Source organism: Streptomyces sp. bgisy159, from assembly GCF_965341775.1.
In the GTDB taxonomy this organism is placed as follows: Bacteria; Actinomycetota; Actinomycetes; order Streptomycetales; family Streptomycetaceae; genus Streptomyces.
Map to the genome: position 1 here is coordinate 307648 of NZ_CBDQZH010000002.1, position 21560 is coordinate 329207.

A 21560-nucleotide genomic window follows, 5' to 3' on the forward strand; every position below is an offset into this window, starting at 1 on the left:
CGTGGCTACTTCTGCCCGTCCGCCGCCTTCACCAGCGCGTCCTTGGTGACGGCACCGACGTAGACCTTGCCGTCGTCGGTGACCAGGGCGTTGACGAGGCGGGTGGAGTAGACCGTACCGGAGCCGAACTTCCCGGTGACCTTGTCGCCGAAGGAGCCGAGGAAGTCGCCGAAGCCGCCCATGTCCCCGCCGCCGGCGGCCGCCCCGGAGGGGAGGCCGGCCAGGCCCTCGGCGCCGGAGTCGAAGGTGGCGATGGCTCCCCAGCCCTCGCCGAGGACCTTCGCGTCGTCGGTCTCGCCGAGCCCGGGGAACTCCTGCCCGAAACCCTCCGGACCCTTCGCCCCGGCCTCGGACTCGGCGTCGTCGGCCTCGGTGACCTTGGCGCCCTTCGGCGGGGTGAAGTCGAACGCGGAGGCGTCCGGCTTGTCGAAGCTCACCTGGGTGAAGCCCGCGTCCACGACGGCCGCGCCGCCGCTCGCCGGGGTCAGGGTGAACTTCAGGGGCGTGCCGGTGCCCGCGTCGACCGCCACGGTGACGGCACCGACCGTGGAGGCGTCGTCCTTGGGCCGGATGACCAGCTTGTAGGCGTCCCGGCCGGCGACGTGCAGGGTGCCGTCGACGGTGACGGAGGTGGTGTCGTCGACCGCCTTCAGGGCCTGGTCGGCGAGTTCCTTCGGCGTGACGGGAGCGGAGTGCTCGCGGTCCCCGCCCGCCGCCCCGGACTCCTCGGCGGTGGAGTGGTGGACCTCGTTGGACGCGCTGTCGTAGCCCCAGACGTCCTTGCCGTTGTGGATCAGGCTGTACTCGGCGCCCTTCTCCAGCAGCGAGAGCCGCTGCCGGTCGGGGCCGTCGGCGGCGACGCGCAGCGTGTGCGTGCCGGTGACCAGCTCGGTGAGGCGGGCCGAGGGGTCGGCCGAGGAGCCGTCGCCCCGTTCTCCGGTCGCCGAGAGGAAGCCGTCCGCAAGGCCGCCGAAGTCGGGCAGCCCCAGGTCGGCGGTGATCTTCACGGTGCCGGAGAACCGTTCGACGTCCGACGCGGCGATCTTCTCGACGAGCTGCTGGGCGGTGATCTCGGGCAGGTCCGGGTCGCCGGAGTCGGCGAGCGCCGGGACGAGCCCGATGGTCGCCGCCGCGACACCCACGACGGTGACCGGGACGACGTACCGGACGGCCTTGCGGCGCGTGCTGGTGGAGTCGTCGGATGCGTACGGTGCCATGAGTGCCTAACCTCCGTAGTCGGCGGCGCCATTCTCACCCGAAACGGTGAGGAGCGGTGGTTTTCCGTACCCACCATCTGACCGCATGCGCCTCCCGCGCACGTCACCCTGCGGAGCCAACTCGGCGTACGACTGCGGTATGACACGGGCGACTTGGCGGCGGACCCGACCCGTAGGGGACGGGGGCGGCGCCGACGTCACCACGGCCGCCGGGAGTCCGCCGTACGACGACTGCCGGGGCGGCGGGTCAGCCCGCTCGGTGGACCACCGCGTCGCACAGCTCCGTCAGGGCCGCCTTGGCGCCGCAGTCGGGGAGCGGGGACAGCGCCGAGCGGGCGTCCTGGGCGTAGCGCACGGTGTCCCGGCGGGCCTGCTCCAGCGCCGGGTGGGCGCGCAGCCCGGCCAGCGCCTCCGCGTGCCGGGCGTCGTCGCTGAGGTCGGAGTCCAGCAGCTCGCAGAGCGCGATGTCCTCGGGCAGCCCCAGCCGTGCCGCCCGTTCCCGCAGCCGCAGCACGGGCAGGGTCGGGATGCCCTCCCGCAGATCGGTGCCCGGGGTCTTCCCGGACTCGTGGGAGTCGCTGGCGATGTCGAGCACGTCGTCTGCGAGCTGGAAGGCGACGCCGAGCCGCTCGCCGTACTGGGTGAGCACGTCGACGACGGTCTCGTCGGCCCCCGACATCATCGCGCCGAACCGGCACGACACCGCGACCAGCGACCCGGTCTTGCCGCCGAGCACGTCGAGGTAGTGCTCCACGGGGTCACGCCCGTCCGTGGGCCCCGCCGTCTCCAGGATCTGCCCGGTGACGAGCCGCTCGAACGCGAGCGCCTGCACGCGCACCGCCTCGGGTCCGAGGTCGGCGAGGATCTGCGAGGCGCGCGCGAAGAGGAAGTCACCGGTGAGGACGGCGACGGAGTTCCCCCAGCGGGTGTTCGCGCTGTCGACGCCGCGCCGCACCTCCGCCTCGTCCATGACGTCGTCGTGGTAAAGGGTGGCCAGGTGGGTGAGCTCCACCACCACGGCCGACGGCACGACACCCGGCGCGTAGGGGTCACCGAACTGCGCCGCGAGCATCACGAGCAGCGGCCGGAACCGCTTGCCGCCGGCCCGCACCAGGTGCTGGGCGGCCTCCGTGATGAAGGGCACCTCACTCTTGGTGGCTTCGAGCAGGCCCTCCTCGACAGCCGCCAATCCAGCCTGGACATCGGCTTCGAGAGCCTGGTCCCGCACGCTCAGCCCGAACGGCCCGACGACGGTCACGAGGGGTCTCCTGTCTGCTGGTGTCTACCGGCGGTTCACGGTTTGTCGATAGGTCGCTGCCATCACTCAAGTCAGCGTATCCGGTCACGTTTCGATCACCATCAGACCCCACCGCCTCACGTGACGGGACATTTATCGACTTACCGGAAAGTATCCACGAGGCGACTAATGAAGAAATAGCCACTATTGCCCGATTTACCATGCATTGTGGATCTCGGTGACATGACTCACTCGCCCTCGCCGACCGGCCACCGCACCTTCACCCTTCTCCCGCTCCCCCCAGGCGAGTTGACCCGTGGCGAACGCAAAGGATCAAGCACCTCATAGGCATCACGCACGGCCAATGGGCGCGTTATGTGAATTCCCCACTTGTTCCCGACATGTGCTCTCGCATACGTTCCCGCCCAGTCGAGCGGACGCCGAATCCTGCCGCCGCCCGGCACCCACCCATCGATCACCACTCGCGTACGGCAGGAGCGGGGGACCCAGGTAGACCGCCGCGCCGGGCAGCGACCCGGCCGGCTCGGGGTGAAGCCGTGCCCGCACCGGGCGCGGCCGGGCACCTCCCCGCCCGAACCCGACAGCTCACCTCGCAGGCGCCGGAGAGGAACATCCCCATGCCCGCACACGGCACCCCCCTGCCCGCTTCCGGCCGCACCACCCGGCCCCGCACCGCCCGCGGCCTGCGTGCCCTCGTCGCCGCCGGCGCCGGCGCGGCCGTCCTCGCCCTCCCCCTGCTCGGGGCGGCCACCGCGAGCGCCGCCACCGCCACGCCCACCTCGACGACCACCATCGCCGGGTACCCCAACAACCTGGACGGCTGGATCCGCGAGTCCCTGGCGATCATGTCCGAGACCGGCATCCCGGGCAGCTACGACGGCATCTACCGCAACATCATCCGCGAGTCGTCCGGCAACCCGAACGCGATCAACCTCTGGGACTCCAACGCCGCCGCGGGCACGCCTTCCAAGGGGCTGCTGCAGGTCATCGACCCGACCTTCCAGGCGTACCACGTGCCCGGCACCGCGTACGACCCGTACGACCCGGTCGCCAACATCACCGCCGCCTGCAACTACGCGGCCGACCGCTACGGCTCGATCGACAACGTCTTCGGCGCGTACTGAGCACCCACCCGAGCAGCCCCCGGATGCCTGGTCCGGCCCGGCCCCGCTCGGCCGGGCCGGACCGGACCCGACCGGGCCTCAGGGAAACAGCCGTTCGAGGACGACGGCCACGCCGTCGTCCTCGTTCGACAGCGTGACCTCGTCGGCCACCGCCTTCAGTTCCGGGTGGGCGTTGGCCATCGCCACCCCGCGCGCCGCCCAGTCGAACATCGGGATGTCGTTGGGCATGTCGCCGAACGCCACCGTCTCGGCCGGGCCGATGCCGAGGTGCTGGGCGGCCAGCGCGAGACCGGTCGCCTTGGTCACCCCGCACGGCTGCAGCTCGACCGTACCCGGCCCCGACATGGTGACCGTGGCCAGCGAGCCCACCGCCGCGCGCGCCGTGGCCGCCAGCTCGTCGTCCGACAGCTCGGGGTGGCGCAGCAGCACCTTGCTGATCGGCTCGCCCCACAGGTCCTCGCGCCGCTCCACCCGCACCGCCGGCAGCGTCGGGTGCGGCATCCGGTAGCCCGGTTCGATCAGCGTCAGCCCGTCGACGCCGTCCTGGTCGACGGCCGCGTACACCGAACCGACCTCGGCCTCGATCTTGCCGAGCGCGGTCTCTGCCAGTTCCCGGTCCAGGGTGACCGACCACACCAGACGGTCCGCGCCGGCGTCGTACAACTGCGCGCCCTGCCCGCACACCGCGAGCCCCCTGCTGCGCAGGTTCTCCAGCAGCGGCCGTACCCGCGGCGCGGGCCGGCCGGTCACCACCAGGTGCCGGGCGCCGGCCCCGGTGACCCGCGCGAGCGCGTTCAGCGACCGGTCGGAGAAGGTGTCGTCGCCGCGCAGCAGCGTTCCGTCCAGGTCCGTGGCGACGAGGGAGTACCCGGGATACGCGGGGTACACAGCGCGGTCGGCATATGCGGTGGGTGCGGGCATGATCAGAGAATACGGACACCGGACCATCGCCCGGCGGCCGTCTCCCGGCATCGCCCGCACACCGCCGCCCGGCGCCGGTGAACGCCACCCCCATCGCCTGCTATTCCGCTCATCGCCGGGTAAAGGACGGTTGACGGGTTCTGCACCGGTTGGCAACAACATGCTCCGCTACCTACCGCACGTACCGACTCGGGCGGTACCGTCCAAGAGTCCAGGGGGGACTTGATCGGGGGGTCAGGTTGAACAGTGGGCGCATTCGTGTGCTGCGGCCGGGCGAACTCGGCACGGGGGAAAAGGAACGGTGGCGCGGGCTGCGAGCCCTCTCGTCGGCGCCGCGCAACCCTTTCATGGAACCGGAGTTCACCGACGCCGTGGGCCGGGTGCGACCGCGGGCCCGGGTGGCGGTGGTCCACGAGGGGCGGGAGCCGGCCGGTTTCCTGCCCCATGAGCGGGGCCCGTTCGGCGTCGGCCGGGCGCTGGCGCACGGAGTGTCCGACGTCCAGGGCGCGGTGCTGGACCCGGGGCTCGTCCTGGACACCGCCGAACTGATGCGGGCCTGCTCGCTGTCCGCGTTCGCCTTCGACAACCTGGAGGCGGGACAACGGCTGTTCGTGCCGCACGCGGCCGCCGAGTACGCCTCGTACGTCATCGACGTGGAGAAGGGCTACGACGCCTACGAGTCCGTGCTGCGCGAGCAGTCGCCGAAGTTCCTGAGGACGACGCTCGCCAAGGAACGCCGGCTCGGCCGCCAGGTCGGCGACCTGCGCTTCGTGTTCGACGAACGCGATCCGGCCGCGCTGCGCGCACTCATGGCGTGGAAGTCCGCCCAGTACCGCCGGACCGGCCGCCGGGACCGGTTCGCCCAGGAGTGGATCACGCGGCTCGTGCACACGCTGGCCGGCACCCGGACCCCGGAGTGCACCGGCACCCTGTCCGTGCTCTACGCCGCCGGCCGGCCGGTCGCCGCCCACTTCGGTCTGCGCTCCTCGACCATGCTGGCCTGCTGGTTCCCCGCGTACGACACGGAGTTCGCCAAGTACTCGCCGGGGCTGGTGCTGCACCTGCGGATGGCCGAGGCCGCCGCCGCCGAGGGCATCGGCGCGCTCGACCTGGGGCGGGGTGCCGCCGAGTACAAGGACGCGCTGAGAACCGGGGAGGTCCCCGTGTACGAGGGGGCGTGGACGCGTCCGGGGGTGGGCGCCGCGCTCCACTGGCTCAGCCGCGAACCCGCGCGCCGGGCGCACCACTTCGTGCGCGGCCGGCCGAGGCTGGCGGCGGCGGCCGCGCGGGTGCTGAAGGGCACGGGGCGACTGCGCCGCCCGTGACACACCGTAACTCTGGGGGGGAGGGCGCATGTCCCGTACCGCGCGCACACGGCAGGAGATCCGGCGGTTCCTCGACATCGACCCGGTCCAGGTCGCCGAGTTCGACCTCGACGACGGGGTGCTCAGACCGGGTCCGGGCAGCGCGCCGGTCACCCATGGCGAGGTGTTCGTCCTGGTCAGGCGCGGTGGCCGGCCGGTCGGCAGCTTCCTGGGCCGGGTGCCGCAGGGTAGTGATCCCACAGCGGTGCTCGGGGCGGCGGCCCGGCGGTCGGGCGCGCCCGCCGTCGCACCGCGGCCCGGGCCGCCGCCGTACACCACCGTCGTCATCGCCACCCGCGAGCGCGCCGGGCGGCTCGCGCACGCGCTGGACTCGATGCTCGCCCAGGACCATCCGGACTTCGAGATCGTCGTCGTCGACAACGCGCCCGTCACGGACGCCACCCGGGACGTCGTCGAGCGCAAGTACGCCGAGCGGGTGCGGTACGTGCGTGAGCCGGTGCCGGGGCTGGCGGTCGCCCACAACACGGGTGTCGCGGCCGCCCGCGGCAAGGTGATCGCCTTCACCGACGACGACGTGGTCGCCGACCCGCGCTGGCTCACCGAACTGACCGTGCCCTTCGCGGCCGATCCGCGGCTGGGGTGCGCGACCGGCCTGATCCTGCCGGCCCGGCTGCGCACCCCCGCCCAGGTGCTGCTGGAGAGCCACGGCGGCTTCGCGAAGGGCTTCACGCCCCGGACGTACGACCCGGCGCGGCCGCCCGCCGACGAGCCGCTGTTCCCGTTCACGGCGGGCCGGTTCGGCTCCGGCGCCAACATGGCCTTCCGCACCGGAGCGCTCCGCGCGGTGGGCGGATTCGACCCGGCGACCGGCGCGGGCACGGCGGCGCGCGGCGGCGACGACCTCTACGGTTTCGTCCGCGTCCTCGCCCAGGGGCACCGGCTGCACTACACGCCGTACGCCCTGGTCTGGCACCACCACCGGGAGACCTGGCGGGACCTGGAGACCCAGGCGTACGGCTACGGCGCCGGGCTGACCGCCTACCTCACCGCGATCCTCGTCAACCGGCCCGCGCTGCTGCCCGCGTTCGTCGCACGGCTGCCCCGCGGGCTGTCCCACGCCCGGTCGCTGACGGCCGCGCGGGACGCGGGGCGGGGCGGGGCGCCCGGCGGCCACGACGACCGCGGCCATCCCTGGCCGCGCCGGCTGTCGCGCCTCCAGCGGCGCGGGATGCTCCACGGCCCGGTGGGCTACCTGCGCGCACGACGGGCACTGCGGGCCTTCGCGACCACGGGACAGGACGGCGATGAACGGCTCTGACGGCAGAACGGCGCGGCTCGGCGGCAGCACGGCCCGGGCCGGTGGCGCAACGGCCCGGCTCGGGGCCGTGCCGGGGAACCGCCCGACGGAGCCGGGGTCCGTGGGCTCCGGCGCCCCGGACGGGCGGGCCTGTGTCCCGGTGCTCCTCTACCACGCCGTGATGGAGGAACCCCCGGGCTGGATCGCCGAGTTCACGGTCACGCCACGGCAGTTCGCGGCGCATCTGGACGCCGTGGTGGCCGGCGGCCGTACGCCCGTCACCGTGGGGGCGCTCGCCGACCACCTGGCCGGACGGGCGCCGCTGCCGCCCCGGCCGGTGCTGCTCACCTTCGACGACGGCTTCGCCGACCTGCCCGGGCCGACCGCCCAGGCCCTGGCCGACCGCTCGCTCACCGCGACGGCGTACCTCACCACGGGCGCGGTCACCCCGGGCGGGCACAGCCTGCTACCGCCCGCGCCGATGATGACGCTGGACCGGGCCGCGCTGCTGGAGCAGAGCGGCATGGAGGTCGGCAGCCACACCGTGACCCACGCCCAGCTCGACACCCTGGCCCCGAAGGCCCTCGCCCGCGAACTGCTCGACTCCCGGGCCGCCTTGGAGGACGCGCTGGGCCATGCCGTACGCCACCTCGCCTACCCGCACGGCTACAACGACGGCCGGGTCCGGCGGATGGCGGCGGCGGCCGGGTACGAGACGGCGACGGCCGTGCGGCACGCGCTCAGCTCGGACCGCGACGACGCGTACCGCATCGCACGGCTCATCGTGCGCCGCAGCCACACCGTCGCCGACGTCGAGGGCTGGCTGGCCGGCCGGGGGGCGCGGACCGCACCGTACCGGGACGGCTGGCGGACGGTCGGCTGGCGGTGGTACCGCCGGGCGCGCGCGGCCGTCCGCGGCCCCGTCTTCGCGGGGTAGTCCGATGGGTTCTCGGACGAGCGGCGACGGCAATTCCGGTACTCGGTCCCGGGGAGGGAGTTCCAGCGTGCAGCCACAGGTGCCCGCAGCGACCACGGAGAGCGGCGTGCCGCCGGTCCCCGGCCCGGCGGCCGGACCGGGGCCGCGGGAACCGGCCGCCGGCGGCGGCCGCGCGCCCCGGCGCATCCCGCTCCGTGCCCCCGGCCCGAGCCTGTACGCCCTGCTCCTGGCCGCGGCGCTGTGGCTGTACGCGCTGCCCCGCATCGGCTTCCGCGACATGGGCGACTACGGCCTGCTGGACCGCCTGCCGGCCGCCTACTACCTTTCCCTGCTAATCCTCACCGCGGGATTCGTGGTCGCTCTGCGGCGGGCGGGGACAGCGCCCTGGTGGCCGGCCGCGCACTGCGCAGCGCTGCTGTGCGCGCTGAAGGCGCCCCCGGCGGTGCTGTACGACGCGGTGCGCTACCCGTGGGCCTCCAAGCACGACGCCGTCGTCGCCACCCTGCTGCGCAACGGCGAACTCCGCCCGGGCGCCGCCCTGTCGGGCAACATGTCGGCGTACGACCAGTGGCCCGGCTTCTTCACCCTCAACGCCGGCCTGGTGCGCGCCTTCGGCGTGACCGGTGCCGCCGCCTACGCCAACTGGGCGCCCATCGTCCTCGGCCTGCTGATGATCCCGGTGCTGGTGCTGATCTACCGCACCTTCTGCGAGGACTGGCGGCTGGTGTGGACGGCCGTGTGGATCTTCCAGCTCGCCAACTGGGTCGGCCAGGACTACTTCGCGCCGCAGGGACTCGCCTACCTGCTGCACCTGACGGTGCTCGCCGTGGTGCTACGGCACTTCGTGCGCCCCGGCTCCGCCGGGCGGCTGCGCGACCGCGGGTACCTCGATCCGGCGGCCGCGCCCGTGCCACCCGCCACGGACACCCGGCAGCGCGCGGTGCTGGTGCTGGTCCTCGCGCCGCTGATCGTCGCCGTCAACGCCACCCACCAGCTCACCCCGGTGATGCTGACGGTCTGTCTGCTGGCACTGAGCTGCACCCGCCGCTACCGCAACTACGGGCTGCTGGCCGTCACCGGGCTGCTCATGCTGACCTGGGACCTGACCATGGGGCGGCCCCTGTTCGTCGAGACGCTCTCCACGGTCCGCAGAAGCGTCGGCGAACTCACCCAGAACTCCCGCGCCGGATACGCGGGAGAGCTCACCGGGCCCGGGCCGGAACTCGCGGGCGCCGCCAATGTGTCGATGGTTCTCGCGGTCGCCGCTCTCGCCGGGGCCGCGGTCGTCCTGCGCCGTCGGCTGACCCGCGGCGCGCTGCCGCTGCTGCTGGTCTCCGCCGCCCCGGTCCCGCTGTTCGCCGTCAACGACTACGGCGGTGAGATGCTCTTCCGCGTCTACCTGTTCGGCCTGCCCGGCGCCGCCTTCTTCGCCGCGGCCGCGCTGGTCCCCGCCGCCGGAGGCAGCCACGGCAGCCGCCCGAAGATCCTGCGGCGCAGGGCGGCGGCGGTCGCGCTGCCCGCCGTCCTGCTGGTGCTGACGGCCGGCTTCCTGCCGTCGTACTACGGCAAGGAGAAGATGTACTACACCCCGTCCGCCGAGACCGCGATGGTCACCCGGGCCCTCGACAACGCCCCCGACGGCTCGCTGCTCCTGGCCGCCAGCGGCTCCTTCCCGCAGGCACTGCACCGCTACGACCGGGTCGAGCACTGGTTCTTCGCCGAACAGGAACGGCCGGAGAACGAGCGGATGCTGCGGGACCCGGCCCGCTACCTCGCCGCCGGCATCCCGCCGGGCACCAGGGCCTACGTCGTCCTCACCCGTACCCAGGACGTCTACACCGCCGGCGAGGGCCTGCTGCCGCCGGGCGGGTTCGCGACCCTGCGCGCGAAGCTGACCGCCTCACCGCTCTTCCGGACCGTCGAGAGCCATCCGTACGGGATCGTCCTCGCTTACCGACCGGGCACCGGGTGAACGCCCCGGCCGGCGGGGTGCGACGCGTCCTTCGTGACCGCTCCGGGTCCCGGCTCCACCCGTCACGTCTGCCCGCGGTTCATGTCTCAAGCCCACGCCTCAAGTCCACGCCTCAAGTCCACGCCTCAAGCCCATGCCTCAAGTCCACGCCTCAAGTCCACGCCTCATGTCCACGCCTCAAGTCCAGGCCTCGACTCCGTGCCTCGTAAGGTGTGATCGAAGTGACCGATGAAGGCCGGCCCACTCCGCCCGCGAACCTCACGGAGTTCCCCGGGAAGACCGCCACGGCCTACCTCAGAGTCCTCGTCGCCGCCTCCGGCTGGCTGGCGCTGACCGCCACCACCGTGTCCGGACCCGCGCCGCTGCGCTGGATACCCGTCCTGCTCTTCGTGCTGTGCGGCCCGGGCTGCGCGGTGCTGTACCCGCAGCCGAACGAGCGGGCCTTCGGCGCCCGTCTGGAGGCGGTCGCGCTCGTGGCGCCCGTCAGCCTCTCCCTGGGCGTCCTCACCGCGACCTCGCTGTTCCTGGTGGAGCGCTTCTCGGCGACCGCCTTCCTGGTCACGCTCGCCGTCCTGACCAGTGTCGTCGCGGCCCTGCCCGGTCTGCCGCTGTCCACCGCACCGCGCGGAGCGGCCGAACGCGCCCGGCCCAGGCCCGCCGACGGCGGTGACACATGAAGGGGCACCGTCGGAGTGTGGGCGGCACAGCCCGCCGTACCTTTCTGGCGGTCGCCCTGGTCGCGGTGGCCGCGCTGCTCGCCTGGCTGGGCGTGTGGGCCGACCGCGGCGATCGCGACGGCGCGGACGCGCTGCCGGACAACGCCGCCTCCGGCGACCTGCCCACCGGCGTCTGCGCCCCCACCGGCATTCTGGTGCCGCCCTGCGGGGCCTGGTGGGGCGCCGCCGTACCGTACGGCGAGAACGGCTCCCTCAAGGACGCCGTCCTGGCCTTCGAGAAGAGGATCGGCCGCCGCCTCGACCTCGTCTACAACTACCACGACATGTCGGGCACCCGGCGGGACGGACAGCTCCTCACCCCGGACGAGCAGGAACTCGGCAGGGACCGGCTGCTGATGCTCGCCTGGGAGTCCACCGTGTGGACCGAGCCGCACCACGAGAACTGGACCGAGACCCAGCTCGGCTGGAGGAACATCGCCTCCGGCGCGCTCGACGAGGAGATCGTCGATCCGCAGATCCGGCGCATCAAGGCCTACGGCAAGCGGATCTTCTTCTCCTTCGACCAGGAGACCGACGCCCGCATCAAGGAGGGCGCCGGCACCCCGGAGGAGTTCGTCGCCGCCTACCGGCACCTGCACGACCGCTTCCGCGAGCTGGGGGCCGACAACGTCGTCTGGGTGTGGACCGTCTCCGGCTACCTCGGCAGCGCCGCCGACATGAAGGCGCTCTACCCCGGCGACGCGTACGTCGACTGGATCGCCATGGACCAGTACAACTACTACGCGTGCCACGGCACCACCGACTGGAAGGACTTCCTGCGCAGCCAGCGGCCCAGCTACGACTGGCTGCGCGCGAACATCAGCGACGACAAGCCGGTGATGCTCGCCGAGTACGCCACCGCGCCCGACTCCGACAACCCGGTGCGCCAGCGCGACTGGTACACCCGGATTCCCGCCGCCGTGAAGCGACTCCCCGGGGTGAAGGCGCTGGTGCACTGGAACCGCGCCACCTCCGACCGGCCCGCCTGCGACCTGACGGTCAACGAGGGTCCCGGACTGGAGGGTTACCGGGAGGCGGGCCGCAACAGCTACTTCCACCAGCCGGTGCCGTCCCGCTGAACCCGGGGCCGGCACCGGCCCGCCGTCTCACGTGCCGACACCGGCCCGTCGTCTCAGCGGGCCCGGCCGCCGACCAGGCGTCGGCGGGCCGGCCGAGCCGCAGCAGTACGGCGGCGAGGACCAGGACGGCGAACATCGGCACCGCCAGCGGCGCCAGCTCCTGCCGCCACACCCAGCCGCCCACCGCGACCAGGTACAGCACCGCCCAGCGCCCGGGCCACGTCAGCCGGCCGCCCACACGAGCGAGGACCAGCCACAGCGGTACGAGACACAGCAGCTGCACCACCGGTGGCGCCCACCGCAGCAGCGGCTCGGGACCGGCGAGGTCCACTGCGTCCGCGAGCCGGCCGGCCGTCCGCTCGTACCCGTGTCCGTCGACCGGCCGGGGCTCCCGGCCGAAGGCCACCGGCACGGCGTACAGGGCGAGCAGGGCCGAGCCCAGCGCCGTCGCCGGCAGCCACACGTCCGACGCGGGGCGCAGGGTGACCGCGCCCGCGAACACCACCAGCAGCAGGCCTCCCGCGACCAGTGCCGCGGGCGGCAGGTCCGCCAGCATCCGGCGCCCGGCCAGGTAGTCCCCCGCCGTACCACCACGCCACGGCAGTCCGCGCACCGCCGCCCAGTATCCGGCGGTGGCCACGCCGAGCAGACCCCACAGGGTCCGGGTGAGCCATCGCTCGCGGAGGGTGGGGCCGGCGGCCCCCGGAGGGCGCCGGCTGGGAGGGAGGGCTGCGGCGCTGGGCGGGGCTGGGAGTTCGGGGGGTGCGGGGGCATGGGGTGCGGCGGCACGGAGTGCGGTGGCACGGGGTGCGGGGGCACGGGGTGCGGGGGCATGGAGTGCGGTGGCACGGGGTGCGGGGGCACGGGGTGCGGGGGCATGGGGTGCGGGGGCATGGGACGCGGCGGTACTCGGTGCTCTTGAGGACACGATGTGGTCGGGGCGCTCGGGGGGCTGCTGTGGGTACTCCGGGTACTCCAGGTACTCCGGGACCTCTAGGTGCTCAGGCGGCTCGGGCACCGCTGGGTGGTCGGGGACCTCGGGGTGGCCGGGGGCGTCTCGGTGCTCTGGGTGCTCGAAGGTCTCCAGGTGCTCCGGGTGCGCGGGAGGCCCTGGGTGCGCGGTCGGTCCGGCGGAGGCCGAGGCGGACTCGGACCGGCCGTCCTCGTGCGCGCCGTCCCGCCGTCGGCCGACCTCGCGGGCGGTCGTGTCGCCCGGAGCCCGGTCCGCGGTCTCCCCGGGCAGCAGCTTCGCGCGGAACTGCGCGGTCGGCAGGTCCCCTGCCGAGCCGTCGGCACCCGCCCCGCTCCCCTGCCGCCGCCTGATCAGCGCGAGCGTGTCCGCTTGGAGCGCCTCACGTTCGTACCCCGGGCGCCCGATGAACAGCGTGACCGTGTCCGCGTCCCCGCCCGCGCGAGCGCGGGGGGAGCCGGACACCGGATCGGTGACGTACCCGGCGGCGGCGTTCATCCGGGCCCAGCGGGTGCCGTAGGCCGGTTCGGCGGCGGGTGGGCCGGCCGGCCCCGGGGCCCCGCGGCGCAGCGCGGAGCGCAGACCGGCGACGCAGAAGCCGGCGATCAGAGTCATGCTGAGCAGCACCGCCCAGCCCGCGCCCGCGATGCCCGCCGGAGCGAACAGCAGGGCCGCACTGCCCAGCACCAGCGTGCACATCGCGCCCTGCAGCGCGGCGAGCATCCCGGTGCGGCCCTGGACGCGCAGCACCCCGATGTACAGCTCCACGACCACCCTGGGCAGCGCCCCTGCGGCCAGCAGACGCAGCACGGTGGTGCCGTGCTCCGCGTAGTCGGGGCTGAACGGCGCCAGGACCTGCGGCGCGAACAGCACCAGCACCGCGACCACCGGCACCAGCAGCAGCGTCATCCGGCGCAGCGCGCCGCGCACCCCGTCGGCGAGATGGCGAGGGTCGTGCGAGGCGTGCGCGGTGAGGGAGGAGGCCATGTTGATGGCCAGGAACTCCATGGTCCCGCCGACGGTGTAGGCCACGTAGAAGTAGCCGTTCTGCGCCGCGCTGAAGCGGACCGCGACCATCACCGGCAACAGGTTGATCATCGCCAGGCTGAACAACGCGCCCAGCGAGTCCCCGGCCAGGAAGCGGCCCATCGTGCGCAGCCCGGGCGGGTCGACGTGCCGGTCGGCGGCCTCCTGGCGCGGTATCAGCCGACGGAAGATCAGCCAGCCGAGCGGCAGGGTCGAGAAGGCGATGGCGACCGCCCAGGACACGAAGATGCCGAGGACCGGCAGCGCGCCGGCGAGGACGACCAGCAGGACCAGCTTGCCGATCGAGAACACCGCGTTGCCGATCGGCACCCAGCCGGATCGGCGCAGCCCGGTCAGCACCCCGTCCTGCAGGGTGAGCAGCGCCCACGCCACACAGGCCACCACGAACGCCGCACCGGCCGCCCGGCCGCCGAGCGGCGCGTAGGAGTCGCCCCACAGGTCGAGGGTGAGCAGGAAGAGGACGGCGGCGACCGTCACCACCACCGAACTCGCCGCGTACGCCCGCCACACCAGCGCCCCCGTCCGGCGCCCCGCGCGCGGCACGAACCGTACGACGGCACCGATCATCGTGGTCGCCGTGATGCTGGCCAGCAGGCGCATCGCGGCGATGGCGGCGGACCCCTCGCCGACCGCCTCCTCGGAGTAGTAGCGGGCCGCCACCAGCCAGAAGCCCAGGCCGAGCACGGCCGAGACCCCGGTGCTGAGCATCAGGAAGTAGGCGTTCCGGAACAGCGAGTCCGCGGGCGGCGCAACGGCCGGCGCGAGGCCCTTGCGCTCCGGGGCCGCGTCCGAGGTGGCGGGCACGGCGGCCCGGACTCCGGCCGGTGTCCCGGCTCTGGTCTCAGCCACGTGTCGGCCCCGGCCCTCCCGGCGGACCGGCCGGGCGCACCCCGGACTCCTCCAGTGCCCGCGCCACCTCGCGGGCGCGCCGCGGGTCCACGGGCAGCGCGTGCCGCGCGAACCAGCGCGCGCCGCGCGGGTCGGGCGACGGGTCGGTGAACCGGGCGCCCGCGTAGTCGTCCAGCGGCGGGTCGTACAGATAACCGACGGGCATGCCCCGCCGGGCCAGTGCCGCGCTCGCCGCGTCCCGGTCGGCGACGAACAGCGGTACCCGGAACAGCGGCTGTGCCGGGCCCGGCGCCGGCCGCTCGGCGGGCCGCGCCCATCTGGTCTCCCGCAGCAGGTCGGTGCCCGCCCGGCAGTCGGCCAGCACCCGGTCGAGCCGGTCGAGCCGGCGGGCGATGCGGCCGAGCCGCAGCCGTCCGGACCGCAGCCGGTAGTCGTGCATGTCGACACGGACCCAGGAGTCGGACGCCGTCAGGTCCGGCGCCGCGTGGACCGCGCGGGCCAGCTCGGCGGGCCGCAGCGGCATCCGGATCTCCTCGCGCTCGGTCAGCCGCAGCGCCCTGAGCGTCGCCCACGCCGCCCGCCGCAGCCCGAGCCGGCGGACCGCCGCCTCCGCGTACGGCCTCACCGCGTAGGCGAGTTCGGCGGTGGGGCGGGTCGGCAGCAGCAGGCCCTCGCAGGTCTTCGCCAGGGCCTCGCGCAGCCCCGGGTCGGCGCACGACAGGAACCCGCCGGCCTTCGCGCCGACGTGCTTGGACAGGCTGAAGACCGACGCGTCGCCCCACGCCCCGACCGGCCGGCCGCCGGTATCGCTGCCGATGGCGTGCGCCGCGTCCTCCAGCAGCGGGATCCCGAGCGCGTCGCACCGCCGCCGCAGCCGGGCGGCGTCGTCCGGGTTCCCGTACAGGTTGGTGGTCAGCACCCCCGACAGGGAGCCCCACACCTCGTCGGGAACGGCGTCGACGTCGATGGACGCGTCCAGCGGGTTCAGCGGTGCCTGCACGGGTCTGAGACCCGCCGCCAGGACGACGAAGAAGATGACGTCGTCGTTGACCGGCGACATCAGGACCCGTCCGCCGGGCGGGCACCAGTGGCGCAGCGCCACGAACAGCCCGAACCGGCACGACGGCACGTACACGCATTCCCGGCCGAGTCTGCCGCGCATGGTGGCTTCCAGCCGCCTCGGCTGTGCACCACGACGCGCTGACCCGAGGCCGGCCTCCCCAATGGCCATCAGCCCCCCAAGGCGTGCCGTGCGAAGGCCCCTCCCCCGAGGCCTTGCGGCACATGCCCAGAGTCGCCCTGTTCGCACCGCTCCGTCAAGATTGCGGGCCGCCCCGTGGACGACGTGCCGTGCCCGCGCGACGACGGTGCGCTGTCGAAGCGGCCCGGCGCGAGGCGCCCCGTACGGGGTGTCGGACGCCTCACCCCTCTCACCTGGTGCCTCCCGCCCGAGGTCGGCCGTAACGTGTGGCCCGGCTCCCGGCACCCGCGGAGCACCCGCGAGCACGACATGGCGCACACGAAAGCGAGGCAGCACCCGATGCCCCCGTTCGACCTCCCCGAGGGCGACCCCTTCGGCCCGCACAACCTTCCGTACGGTGTCTTCTCCCGCCCGAACGCACCCGAGGAGCGCACCGTCGGTGTGCGGCTCGGTGACCACGTCCTCGACGCCGGCGCGGCGGCGCGTGCCCTCGGCTCGCCGCACGCGTCGCTGCTCGGACAGCCGACGCTCGGCCCGCTGCTCGCGGCGGGACGCACCACCTGGTCGCAGGTGCGCGCCGCGCTGCGGCAGTGGGTGACCGACCCCGCCCGGCGGGCCGTTCTGGAACCGCTGTTCCACCCCCTGTCGTCGGTGACCCTGCGTCTGCCGTTCGAGGTCGCGGACTACGTCGACTTCTACGCGTCCGAGAACCACGCCCGCAACGTCGGCCAGATGTTCCGCCCCGATGCCGCCGACTCGCTCACCCCCAACTGGAAGCACCTGCCGATCGGTTACCACGGCCGCTCGGGAACGGTCGTGGTGTCCGGCACGGACGTCGTGCGCCCTTCGGGCCAGCGCAAGGCGCCGTCCGACGCCGAACCGGTGTTCGGCCCGTCGGTCCGGCTCGACATCGAGGCGGAGGTGGGCTTCGTCGTCGGCGTCCCGTCGCGGATGGGCGAACCGGTGGGCCTCGGCGCCTACCGCGACCACGTGTTCGGCCTCTGCCTGCTCAACGACTGGTCCGCCCGCGACATCCAGGCGTGGGAGTACGTGCCCCTCGGCCCCTTCCTCGGCAAGTCCTTCGCCACCTCCGTGTCCGCCTGGATCACCCCGCTGGAGGCGCTGGAGGAGGCACGCGTGGACCCGCCGCGGCGCACCCACCCCCTGCTGCCCTACCTCGACGACTCGGGCGAGGAGCCCGCGGGCTACGACCTGCGCATGTCCGTCGCGATCAATGGCCATGTGGTGTCCGAACCCCCCTTCTCCACGATGTACTGGACGGCCGCCCAGCAGCTCGCCCACATGACGGTCAACGGCGCCTCCCTGCGCACCGGCGACCTCTACGGCTCCGGCACGGTGAGCGGCTCCGCGGAGCGTGAGCGCGGCTCCCTGCTGGAGCTCACCTGGAACGGCCGCGACCCGCTCGAACTCCCCGACGGCAAGCGGACGTTCCTGGAGGACGGCGACGTGGTCACGCTGTCCGCCTGGGCTCCCGGACCCGGTGGCCTGCGCGTGGGCCTCGGCGAGGTGACCGGTCGGGTCACGGCGGGCTGACGCCCGCGGCCGAGAGCGTCATACTGGCGGCGGGTGCGGTCCCGCAGTGCCCGCCGCCCAGCACCACTCTCCGCTCCGCCCTCTTCGCACCACCCTTATCCGCTCCACCTTCTCCGCACCTCCCTCCCGACCAGGATCCGGAGCCCGTGGCGTGATCTTCTGCCTGCTCCTGCTGAGCGCCCTCGCCCTGACGGCCGCCGTGCCCGCCCCCCGCGCGCTGACCCGGGCCGGCTGGCCCGAACGCGAGCCCGTGGTCGCGCTGTGGGTGTGGCAGTGCCTGGTGGCCACGGTCCTGCTGTCCTGTCTGACCGCCCTCCTGCTGGGCGCCGCCGCCGTCTTCCAGACCGTGCGCGCCCAGGTGTTCGCGCCCGCGCCGCCCGGCGTGGCCGAGGCCTACGACCTGTCCGCCGCGCCCCTCTGGGCGGCAGCGCTCACACTGCTGCTGGCCGCCGGCGCGGCGTGGACCACCGCGATGCTCGCCCGCGAGCTGGTCGAGGCCCGTCGGCGCCGCGGCCGCGCCCGCGCCCATCTGCGGGAACGGGCCCCCGACCTACCCGCCGGCCTGCCCGCCGCCCGCGGTCCCCTGCTGGTGCTGGAGGACGAGTACCCGGACGCCTGGTGGCTGCCCGGAAACCCGGCCCAGCTCATCGTCACGACCGGCGCCCTGCACCGCCTCACCTCCCATCAACTGGACGCGGTCCTCGCCCATGAGCGCGGTCACGCCCGCGCCCGCCACGACTGGCTGCTCCACCTGTCGACCGCCCTCGCGACCGGCTTCCCCCGTGTGCCCCTCTTCGCCCACTTCTGCGATCAGACCCACCGCCTGGTCGAACTCGCGGCGGACGACACGGCCTCCCGCCGCTGCGGTCACCTCACCACGGCGCTGGCCCTGATCGAGCTGAACCAGCACCGGGGCGTCCTCTCCTGCGCCAACACCCACCGTCTGCTGGGCGAACGCGTCGACCGACTCCTCGAACCCCCGCCCCGGCTGCTCCCCCACCACCGGGCCCTGACGACGACGGCGGCCGCCCTGGTCCCGCTCCTTCCGCTGCTGATCACCTTCGCCCCGGGGCTCACGGCGCTCGGCGGCTGAATCACCGGGATTGCGGCTACCCCCGGCCGGCCGTCACGGGGCGAGCGGACCACGCCGCGGCGCCGCGCCGGCGCCCGCACGCCGCCCGGGTTCGCCACCGCCCGGGTTCGCCACCGCCCGAGTGGGCGGACGTCAGGCCCGCGCAGTCCGGTCAGGCCCGCGAAATCCCGTCACGCCTCGTAGTCGGGTTCGGGCTCGGGATCCGACCAGAAGTCAGCGTCGGGCGCGTCATCCGGCTCGGGCCCGGTGTCCGGCCCGGTCGCCGGGCCGGCCTCGCCCGCCGGTCGCGGGAGTCCGGCCAGCACCGCCAGGACGCCCTCGCCGTAGGTCACCAGCTTCTTCTCGCCCACCCCGCTGACACCGCCGAGCTGGGCCACCGACGTCGGCCACTCCAGGGCGATCTCCCGCAGCGTCGCGTCATGGAAGATCACATACGCCGGGACGCCCTGCTCCCGGGCCTGTTGCGCCCGCCAGGCCCGCAGCGCCTCGAACGCCGGCACCAGGTGCTCGGGCAACTCGGCCGCCACCGACTTCGCCTTGCGCTCACCCCGCCCGGCGGACGAACCGGAGGAGCCGCCCGATCTCGCGGTCGCCGGCTTCTTCGGCTCCTTGCGCAGCGGCACCTCGCGCTCGCGGCGGAGCACCGAGCCGCTGGCCTCGGTCAGCACCAGCGTGCCGTACTCCCCCTCCACCGCCAGCAGCCCCTGCGCCAGCAACTGCCGGATGACCCCGCGCCATTCACCCTCGGTGAGGTCCTCGCCGATGCCGAACACGGACAGCTGGTCGTGGTCGAACTGGATGACCTTGGCCGTGCGCTTGCCCAGCAGGATGTCGACGATCTGCACGGCGCCGAACTTCTGCCCGCGCTCCCGCTGCAGCCGCACCACCGTCGACAGCACCTTCTGCGCCGCGACGGTGCCGTCCCAGGTCTCCGGCGGCGTCAGGCAGGTGTCGCAGTTGCCGCAGCCCGCCGGGTCCGGTTCCTGGCCGAAGTAGTCCAGGAGCTGGCCGCGGCGGCACCGGGCGGTCTCGCACAGCGCCAGCATGGCGTCCAGATGGCCCTGGGCACGTCTGCGGAAGGACTCGTCGCCGTCACCGGACTGGATCAGCTTGCGCTGCTGGATCACGTCGTTGAGCCCGTACGCCATCCAGGCCGTGGACGGCAGTCCGTCGCGGCCGGCCCGGCCCGTCTCCTGGTAGTAGCCCTCGACCGACTTCGGCAGGTCGAGATGGGCGACGAACCGCACGTCCGGCTTGTCGATGCCCATCCCGAAGGCGATGGTCGCGACCACGACCAGCCCGTCCTCCCGCAGGAACCGGGACTGGTGCGCCGCACGGGTGCCCGCGTCCAGACCGGCGTGGTACGGGACCGCCACGACGCCGTTCTTCGACAGGAACTCGGCGGTCTTCTCCACGGAGTTGCGCGACAGGCAGTACACGATGCCCGCGTCGCCCGGGTGCTCCTCGCGCAGGAAGCCCAGCAGCTGCTTCTTGGGGTCGGCCTTCGGCACGATCCGGTACTGGATGTTGGGCCGGTCGAAGCTCGCCACGAAATGCCGGGCCGCCGGCATGTTCAGCCGCTGGGTGATCTCCTGGTGCGTGGCGCGGGTGGCCGTCGCCGTGAGGGCGATCCTCGGCACGTCCGGCCAGCGCTCGCCGAGCAGGGACAGCGCCAGGTAGTCAGGGCGGAAGTCGTGACCCCACTGGGAGACACAGTGCGCCTCGTCGATCGCGAAGACGGAGATCTTGCCGCGGGAGAGCAGTTCGAGCGTGGACTCCAGCCGCAGCCGTTCCGGCGCCAGATAGAGCAGGTCCAGCTCGCCGGCCAGGAACTCGGCCTCGACCACCCGGCGCTCGTCGAAGTCCTGCGTGGAGTTGACGAAGCCGGCGCGCACGCCGAGCGCGCGGAGCGCGTCCACCTGGTCCTGCATCAGCGCGATCAACGGCGAGACCACGATGCCGGTGCCCGGCCTGACCAGGGACGGGATCTGGTAACACAGCGACTTGCCGCCACCGGTGGGCATGAGCACGACCGCGTCGCCGCCGGCCACCACATGCTCGATGACCGCTTCCTGCTCGCCGCGGAAAGCCTCGTACCCGAAGACCCGGCGCAGGGCGGCGAGCGCCTCGCTGCCGCCACTCGTCCCCGACATGTCCGCTTCGGTCATCACAACCGTGTCACCCGTCCCGACCATCGCCTCGTCCCCCTGCTTCGTCCCTCGACCACTGCCTCCACGATAGGGCTCCCGACTGACACCCTCGGAGTTATCCACAGGTCGATCCCTTTGCAATCGAACAGTTCGATCAAGGGTGCGGCACTCGTTCACACATACGTGGGAGCCCCGTCCGTTTCCGCCCGATAGTCTGAATGCCCCGGCGAGACTCCGTCCCATGGGAGCACTGATGAGCGTCGAACCGAAGGCGTCCACGTCCGGCTGGCCCATCCCGCCGGAGGGCGGCTGGACCGCCGACGACCTGGACCGGCTTCCGAATCTTCCTCCGCACACGGAATTGATCGACGGGAGCCTGGTCTTCGTGAGTCCGCAGACCGTCTTTCACGAGCGCGCCATTGATTTCATCAAGTGGCAGCTTCAGTCTCTGGCACCGGCGGACCTTGAGGTGTTCCGCGAATTCACCATCGACATCGATCGTCAGAACAGGCCGGAGCCGGACGTGGTCGTGGTGCGCGGGGAAGTCGTGGAGACTCCGGAGCAGACCCGGTTCCCGGCGGATGCCGTCATTTTGGCCGTCGAGGTCGTCTCCGAGGACTCCGTCTCCCGGGACCGCGAGACGAAGCCCTTGAAGTACTCCAACGCCAAGATCCCCCACTACTGGCGCGTCGAGAACGAGAAGGGCCGCGCCGCGGTCCACGTGTTCGAGCTGGAGCCCACCACCGGCTCCTACACCAGCGTGGGCATCTTCCGCGAGCGGATGAAGGTGGACGTTCCGTTCCCCGTCGACCTGGACCTCACCCGGATCAAGGCCCGCCGCGAGAAGTGA

16 protein-coding genes and 1 riboswitch are annotated in these 21560 nt (G+C 73.3%); of the genes, 10 read left to right on the forward strand and 6 right to left on the reverse strand.

Annotation, left to right across the window (positions count from 1 at the left end):
* Positions 1-5 precede the first annotated feature (5 nt).
* Positions 6-1217, reverse strand: coding sequence for a LolA family protein (locus ACSLTV_RS03535; protein WP_435611600.1), 1212 nt, complete (start codon positions 1215-1217; stop codon positions 6-8).
* Between the two features lie 247 nt (positions 1218-1464).
* Entirely contained in the window at positions 1465-2475 is a 1011-nt protein-coding gene (locus ACSLTV_RS03540; protein WP_432134293.1) for a polyprenyl synthetase family protein, read from the reverse strand.
* 445 nt (positions 2476-2920) lie between these two features.
* A riboswitch (cyclic di-AMP (ydaO/yuaA leader) is annotated at positions 2921-3089 on the forward strand.
* A 3-nt stretch (positions 3090-3092) separates the two neighbouring features.
* Between ACSLTV_RS03540 and ACSLTV_RS03545 the strand changes: the two genes are divergently transcribed.
* Entirely contained in the window at positions 3093-3599 is a 507-nt protein-coding gene (locus tag ACSLTV_RS03545; protein ID WP_432134294.1) for a transglycosylase SLT domain-containing protein, read from the forward strand.
* Positions 3600-3677: 78 nt separating this feature from the next.
* Here the strand turns inward: ACSLTV_RS03545 and ACSLTV_RS03550 are convergent, their stop codons facing one another.
* Positions 3678-4520 carry an HAD family hydrolase gene (locus tag ACSLTV_RS03550; protein ID WP_432134295.1) on the reverse strand — a complete coding sequence of 281 codons (843 nt, stop codon included), beginning with the start codon at positions 4518-4520 and terminating at the stop codon, positions 3678-3680.
* Positions 4521-4780: 260 nt separating this feature from the next.
* Between ACSLTV_RS03550 and ACSLTV_RS03555 the strand changes: the two genes are divergently transcribed.
* From ACSLTV_RS03555 to ACSLTV_RS03580, 6 genes are all read left to right on the forward strand, one after another.
* On the forward strand, positions 4781-5845 hold the full coding sequence (locus ACSLTV_RS03555; protein ID WP_432155502.1) for a GNAT family N-acetyltransferase: 1065 nt from the start codon (positions 4781-4783) through the stop codon (positions 5843-5845).
* A 28-nt stretch (positions 5846-5873) separates the two neighbouring features.
* Positions 5874-7163 (forward strand): glycosyltransferase, encoded by a 1290-nt coding sequence (locus tag ACSLTV_RS03560; protein WP_435611601.1) that lies wholly within the window; start codon positions 5874-5876, stop codon positions 7161-7163.
* A 160-nt stretch (positions 7164-7323) separates the two neighbouring features.
* Entirely contained in the window at positions 7324-8079 is a 756-nt protein-coding gene (locus ACSLTV_RS03565) for a polysaccharide deacetylase family protein (RefSeq protein ID WP_432134410.1), read from the forward strand.
* Positions 8080-8083: 4 nt separating this feature from the next.
* Entirely contained in the window at positions 8084-10051 is a 1968-nt protein-coding gene (locus ACSLTV_RS03570; protein ID WP_432155484.1) for a hypothetical protein, read from the forward strand.
* A gap of 221 nt (positions 10052-10272) precedes the next feature.
* Positions 10273-10728: a hypothetical protein gene (locus ACSLTV_RS03575; RefSeq protein WP_432155485.1), complete on the forward strand. Its 456-nt coding sequence runs from the start codon at positions 10273-10275 to the stop codon at positions 10726-10728.
* Entirely contained in the window at positions 10725-11846 is a 1122-nt protein-coding gene (locus ACSLTV_RS03580; RefSeq protein WP_432155486.1) for a glycoside hydrolase family 26 protein, read from the forward strand. Before ACSLTV_RS03575 ends, ACSLTV_RS03580 begins: the two co-directional genes overlap by 4 nt.
* Here the strand turns inward: ACSLTV_RS03580 and ACSLTV_RS03585 are convergent.
* A complete protein-coding gene (locus ACSLTV_RS03585; protein ID WP_435611629.1) occupies positions 11767-14571 on the reverse strand; it encodes a lipopolysaccharide biosynthesis protein in 2805 nt (934 codons plus the stop codon). The genes ACSLTV_RS03580 and ACSLTV_RS03585 overlap by 80 nt on opposite strands.
* A gap of 133 nt (positions 14572-14704) precedes the next feature.
* Positions 14705-15943 carry a DegT/DnrJ/EryC1/StrS family aminotransferase gene (locus ACSLTV_RS03590; protein ID WP_432134301.1) on the reverse strand — a complete coding sequence of 413 codons (1239 nt, stop codon included), beginning with the start codon at positions 15941-15943 and terminating at the stop codon, positions 14705-14707.
* 309 nt (positions 15944-16252) lie between these two features.
* Here ACSLTV_RS03590 and fahA point away from each other — a divergent pair, with 309 nt between their 5' ends.
* Both fahA and ACSLTV_RS03600 read left to right on the forward strand, forming a co-directional pair.
* The gene (fahA, locus tag ACSLTV_RS03595; protein ID WP_432134302.1) at positions 16253-17467 is read left to right on the forward strand and encodes a fumarylacetoacetase; all 1215 of its coding nucleotides are present in this window, start codon (positions 16253-16255) and stop codon (positions 17465-17467) included.
* Between the two features lie 151 nt (positions 17468-17618).
* Positions 17619-18560 carry a M56 family metallopeptidase gene (locus ACSLTV_RS03600; RefSeq protein WP_432155488.1) on the forward strand — a complete coding sequence of 314 codons (942 nt, stop codon included), beginning with the start codon at positions 17619-17621 and terminating at the stop codon, positions 18558-18560.
* 170 nt (positions 18561-18730) lie between these two features.
* Here the strand turns inward: ACSLTV_RS03600 and recQ are convergent, their stop codons facing one another.
* Positions 18731-20755: a DNA helicase RecQ gene (gene recQ / locus ACSLTV_RS03605; RefSeq protein ID WP_435611602.1), complete on the reverse strand. Its 2025-nt coding sequence runs from the start codon at positions 20753-20755 to the stop codon at positions 18731-18733.
* A 208-nt stretch (positions 20756-20963) separates the two neighbouring features.
* On the opposite strand from recQ, the gene ACSLTV_RS03610 reads away from it, so the two are divergent.
* Positions 20964-21560, forward strand: a complete 597-nt coding sequence (locus tag ACSLTV_RS03610; protein ID WP_432134305.1) for a Uma2 family endonuclease — start codon at positions 20964-20966, stop codon at positions 21558-21560.

Bases quoted from the DNA above. Each gene is read 5' to 3' on its own strand.
- ACSLTV_RS03535 (WP_435611600.1), bottom strand. From the start codon at position 1,217: ATGGCACCGTACGCATCCGACGACTCCACCAGCACGCGCCGCAAGGCC.
- ACSLTV_RS03545 (WP_432134294.1), top strand. From the start codon at position 3,093: ATGCCCGCACACGGCACCCCCCTGCCCGCTTCCGGCCGCACCACCCGG.
- ACSLTV_RS03550 (WP_432134295.1), bottom strand. From the start codon at position 4,520: ATGCCCGCACCCACCGCATATGCCGACCGCGCTGTGTACCCCGCGTAT.
- ACSLTV_RS03560 (WP_435611601.1), top strand. From the start codon at position 5,874: ATGTCCCGTACCGCGCGCACACGGCAGGAGATCCGGCGGTTCCTCGAC.
- ACSLTV_RS03565 (WP_432134410.1), top strand. From the start codon at position 7,324: ATGGAGGAACCCCCGGGCTGGATCGCCGAGTTCACGGTCACGCCACGG.
- ACSLTV_RS03570 (WP_432155484.1), top strand. From the start codon at position 8,084: ATGGGTTCTCGGACGAGCGGCGACGGCAATTCCGGTACTCGGTCCCGG.
- ACSLTV_RS03580 (WP_432155486.1), top strand. From the start codon at position 10,725: ATGAAGGGGCACCGTCGGAGTGTGGGCGGCACAGCCCGCCGTACCTTT.
- ACSLTV_RS03585 (WP_435611629.1), bottom strand. From the start codon at position 14,571: ATGCTCAGCACCGGGGTCTCGGCCGTGCTCGGCCTGGGCTTCTGGCTG.
- ACSLTV_RS03590 (WP_432134301.1), bottom strand. From the start codon at position 15,943: ATGGCCATTGGGGAGGCCGGCCTCGGGTCAGCGCGTCGTGGTGCACAG.
- fahA (WP_432134302.1), top strand. From the start codon at position 16,253: ATGCCCCCGTTCGACCTCCCCGAGGGCGACCCCTTCGGCCCGCACAAC.
- recQ (WP_435611602.1), bottom strand. From the start codon at position 20,755: ATGGTCGGGACGGGTGACACGGTTGTGATGACCGAAGCGGACATGTCG.
- ACSLTV_RS03610 (WP_432134305.1), top strand. From the start codon at position 20,964: ATGAGCGTCGAACCGAAGGCGTCCACGTCCGGCTGGCCCATCCCGCCG.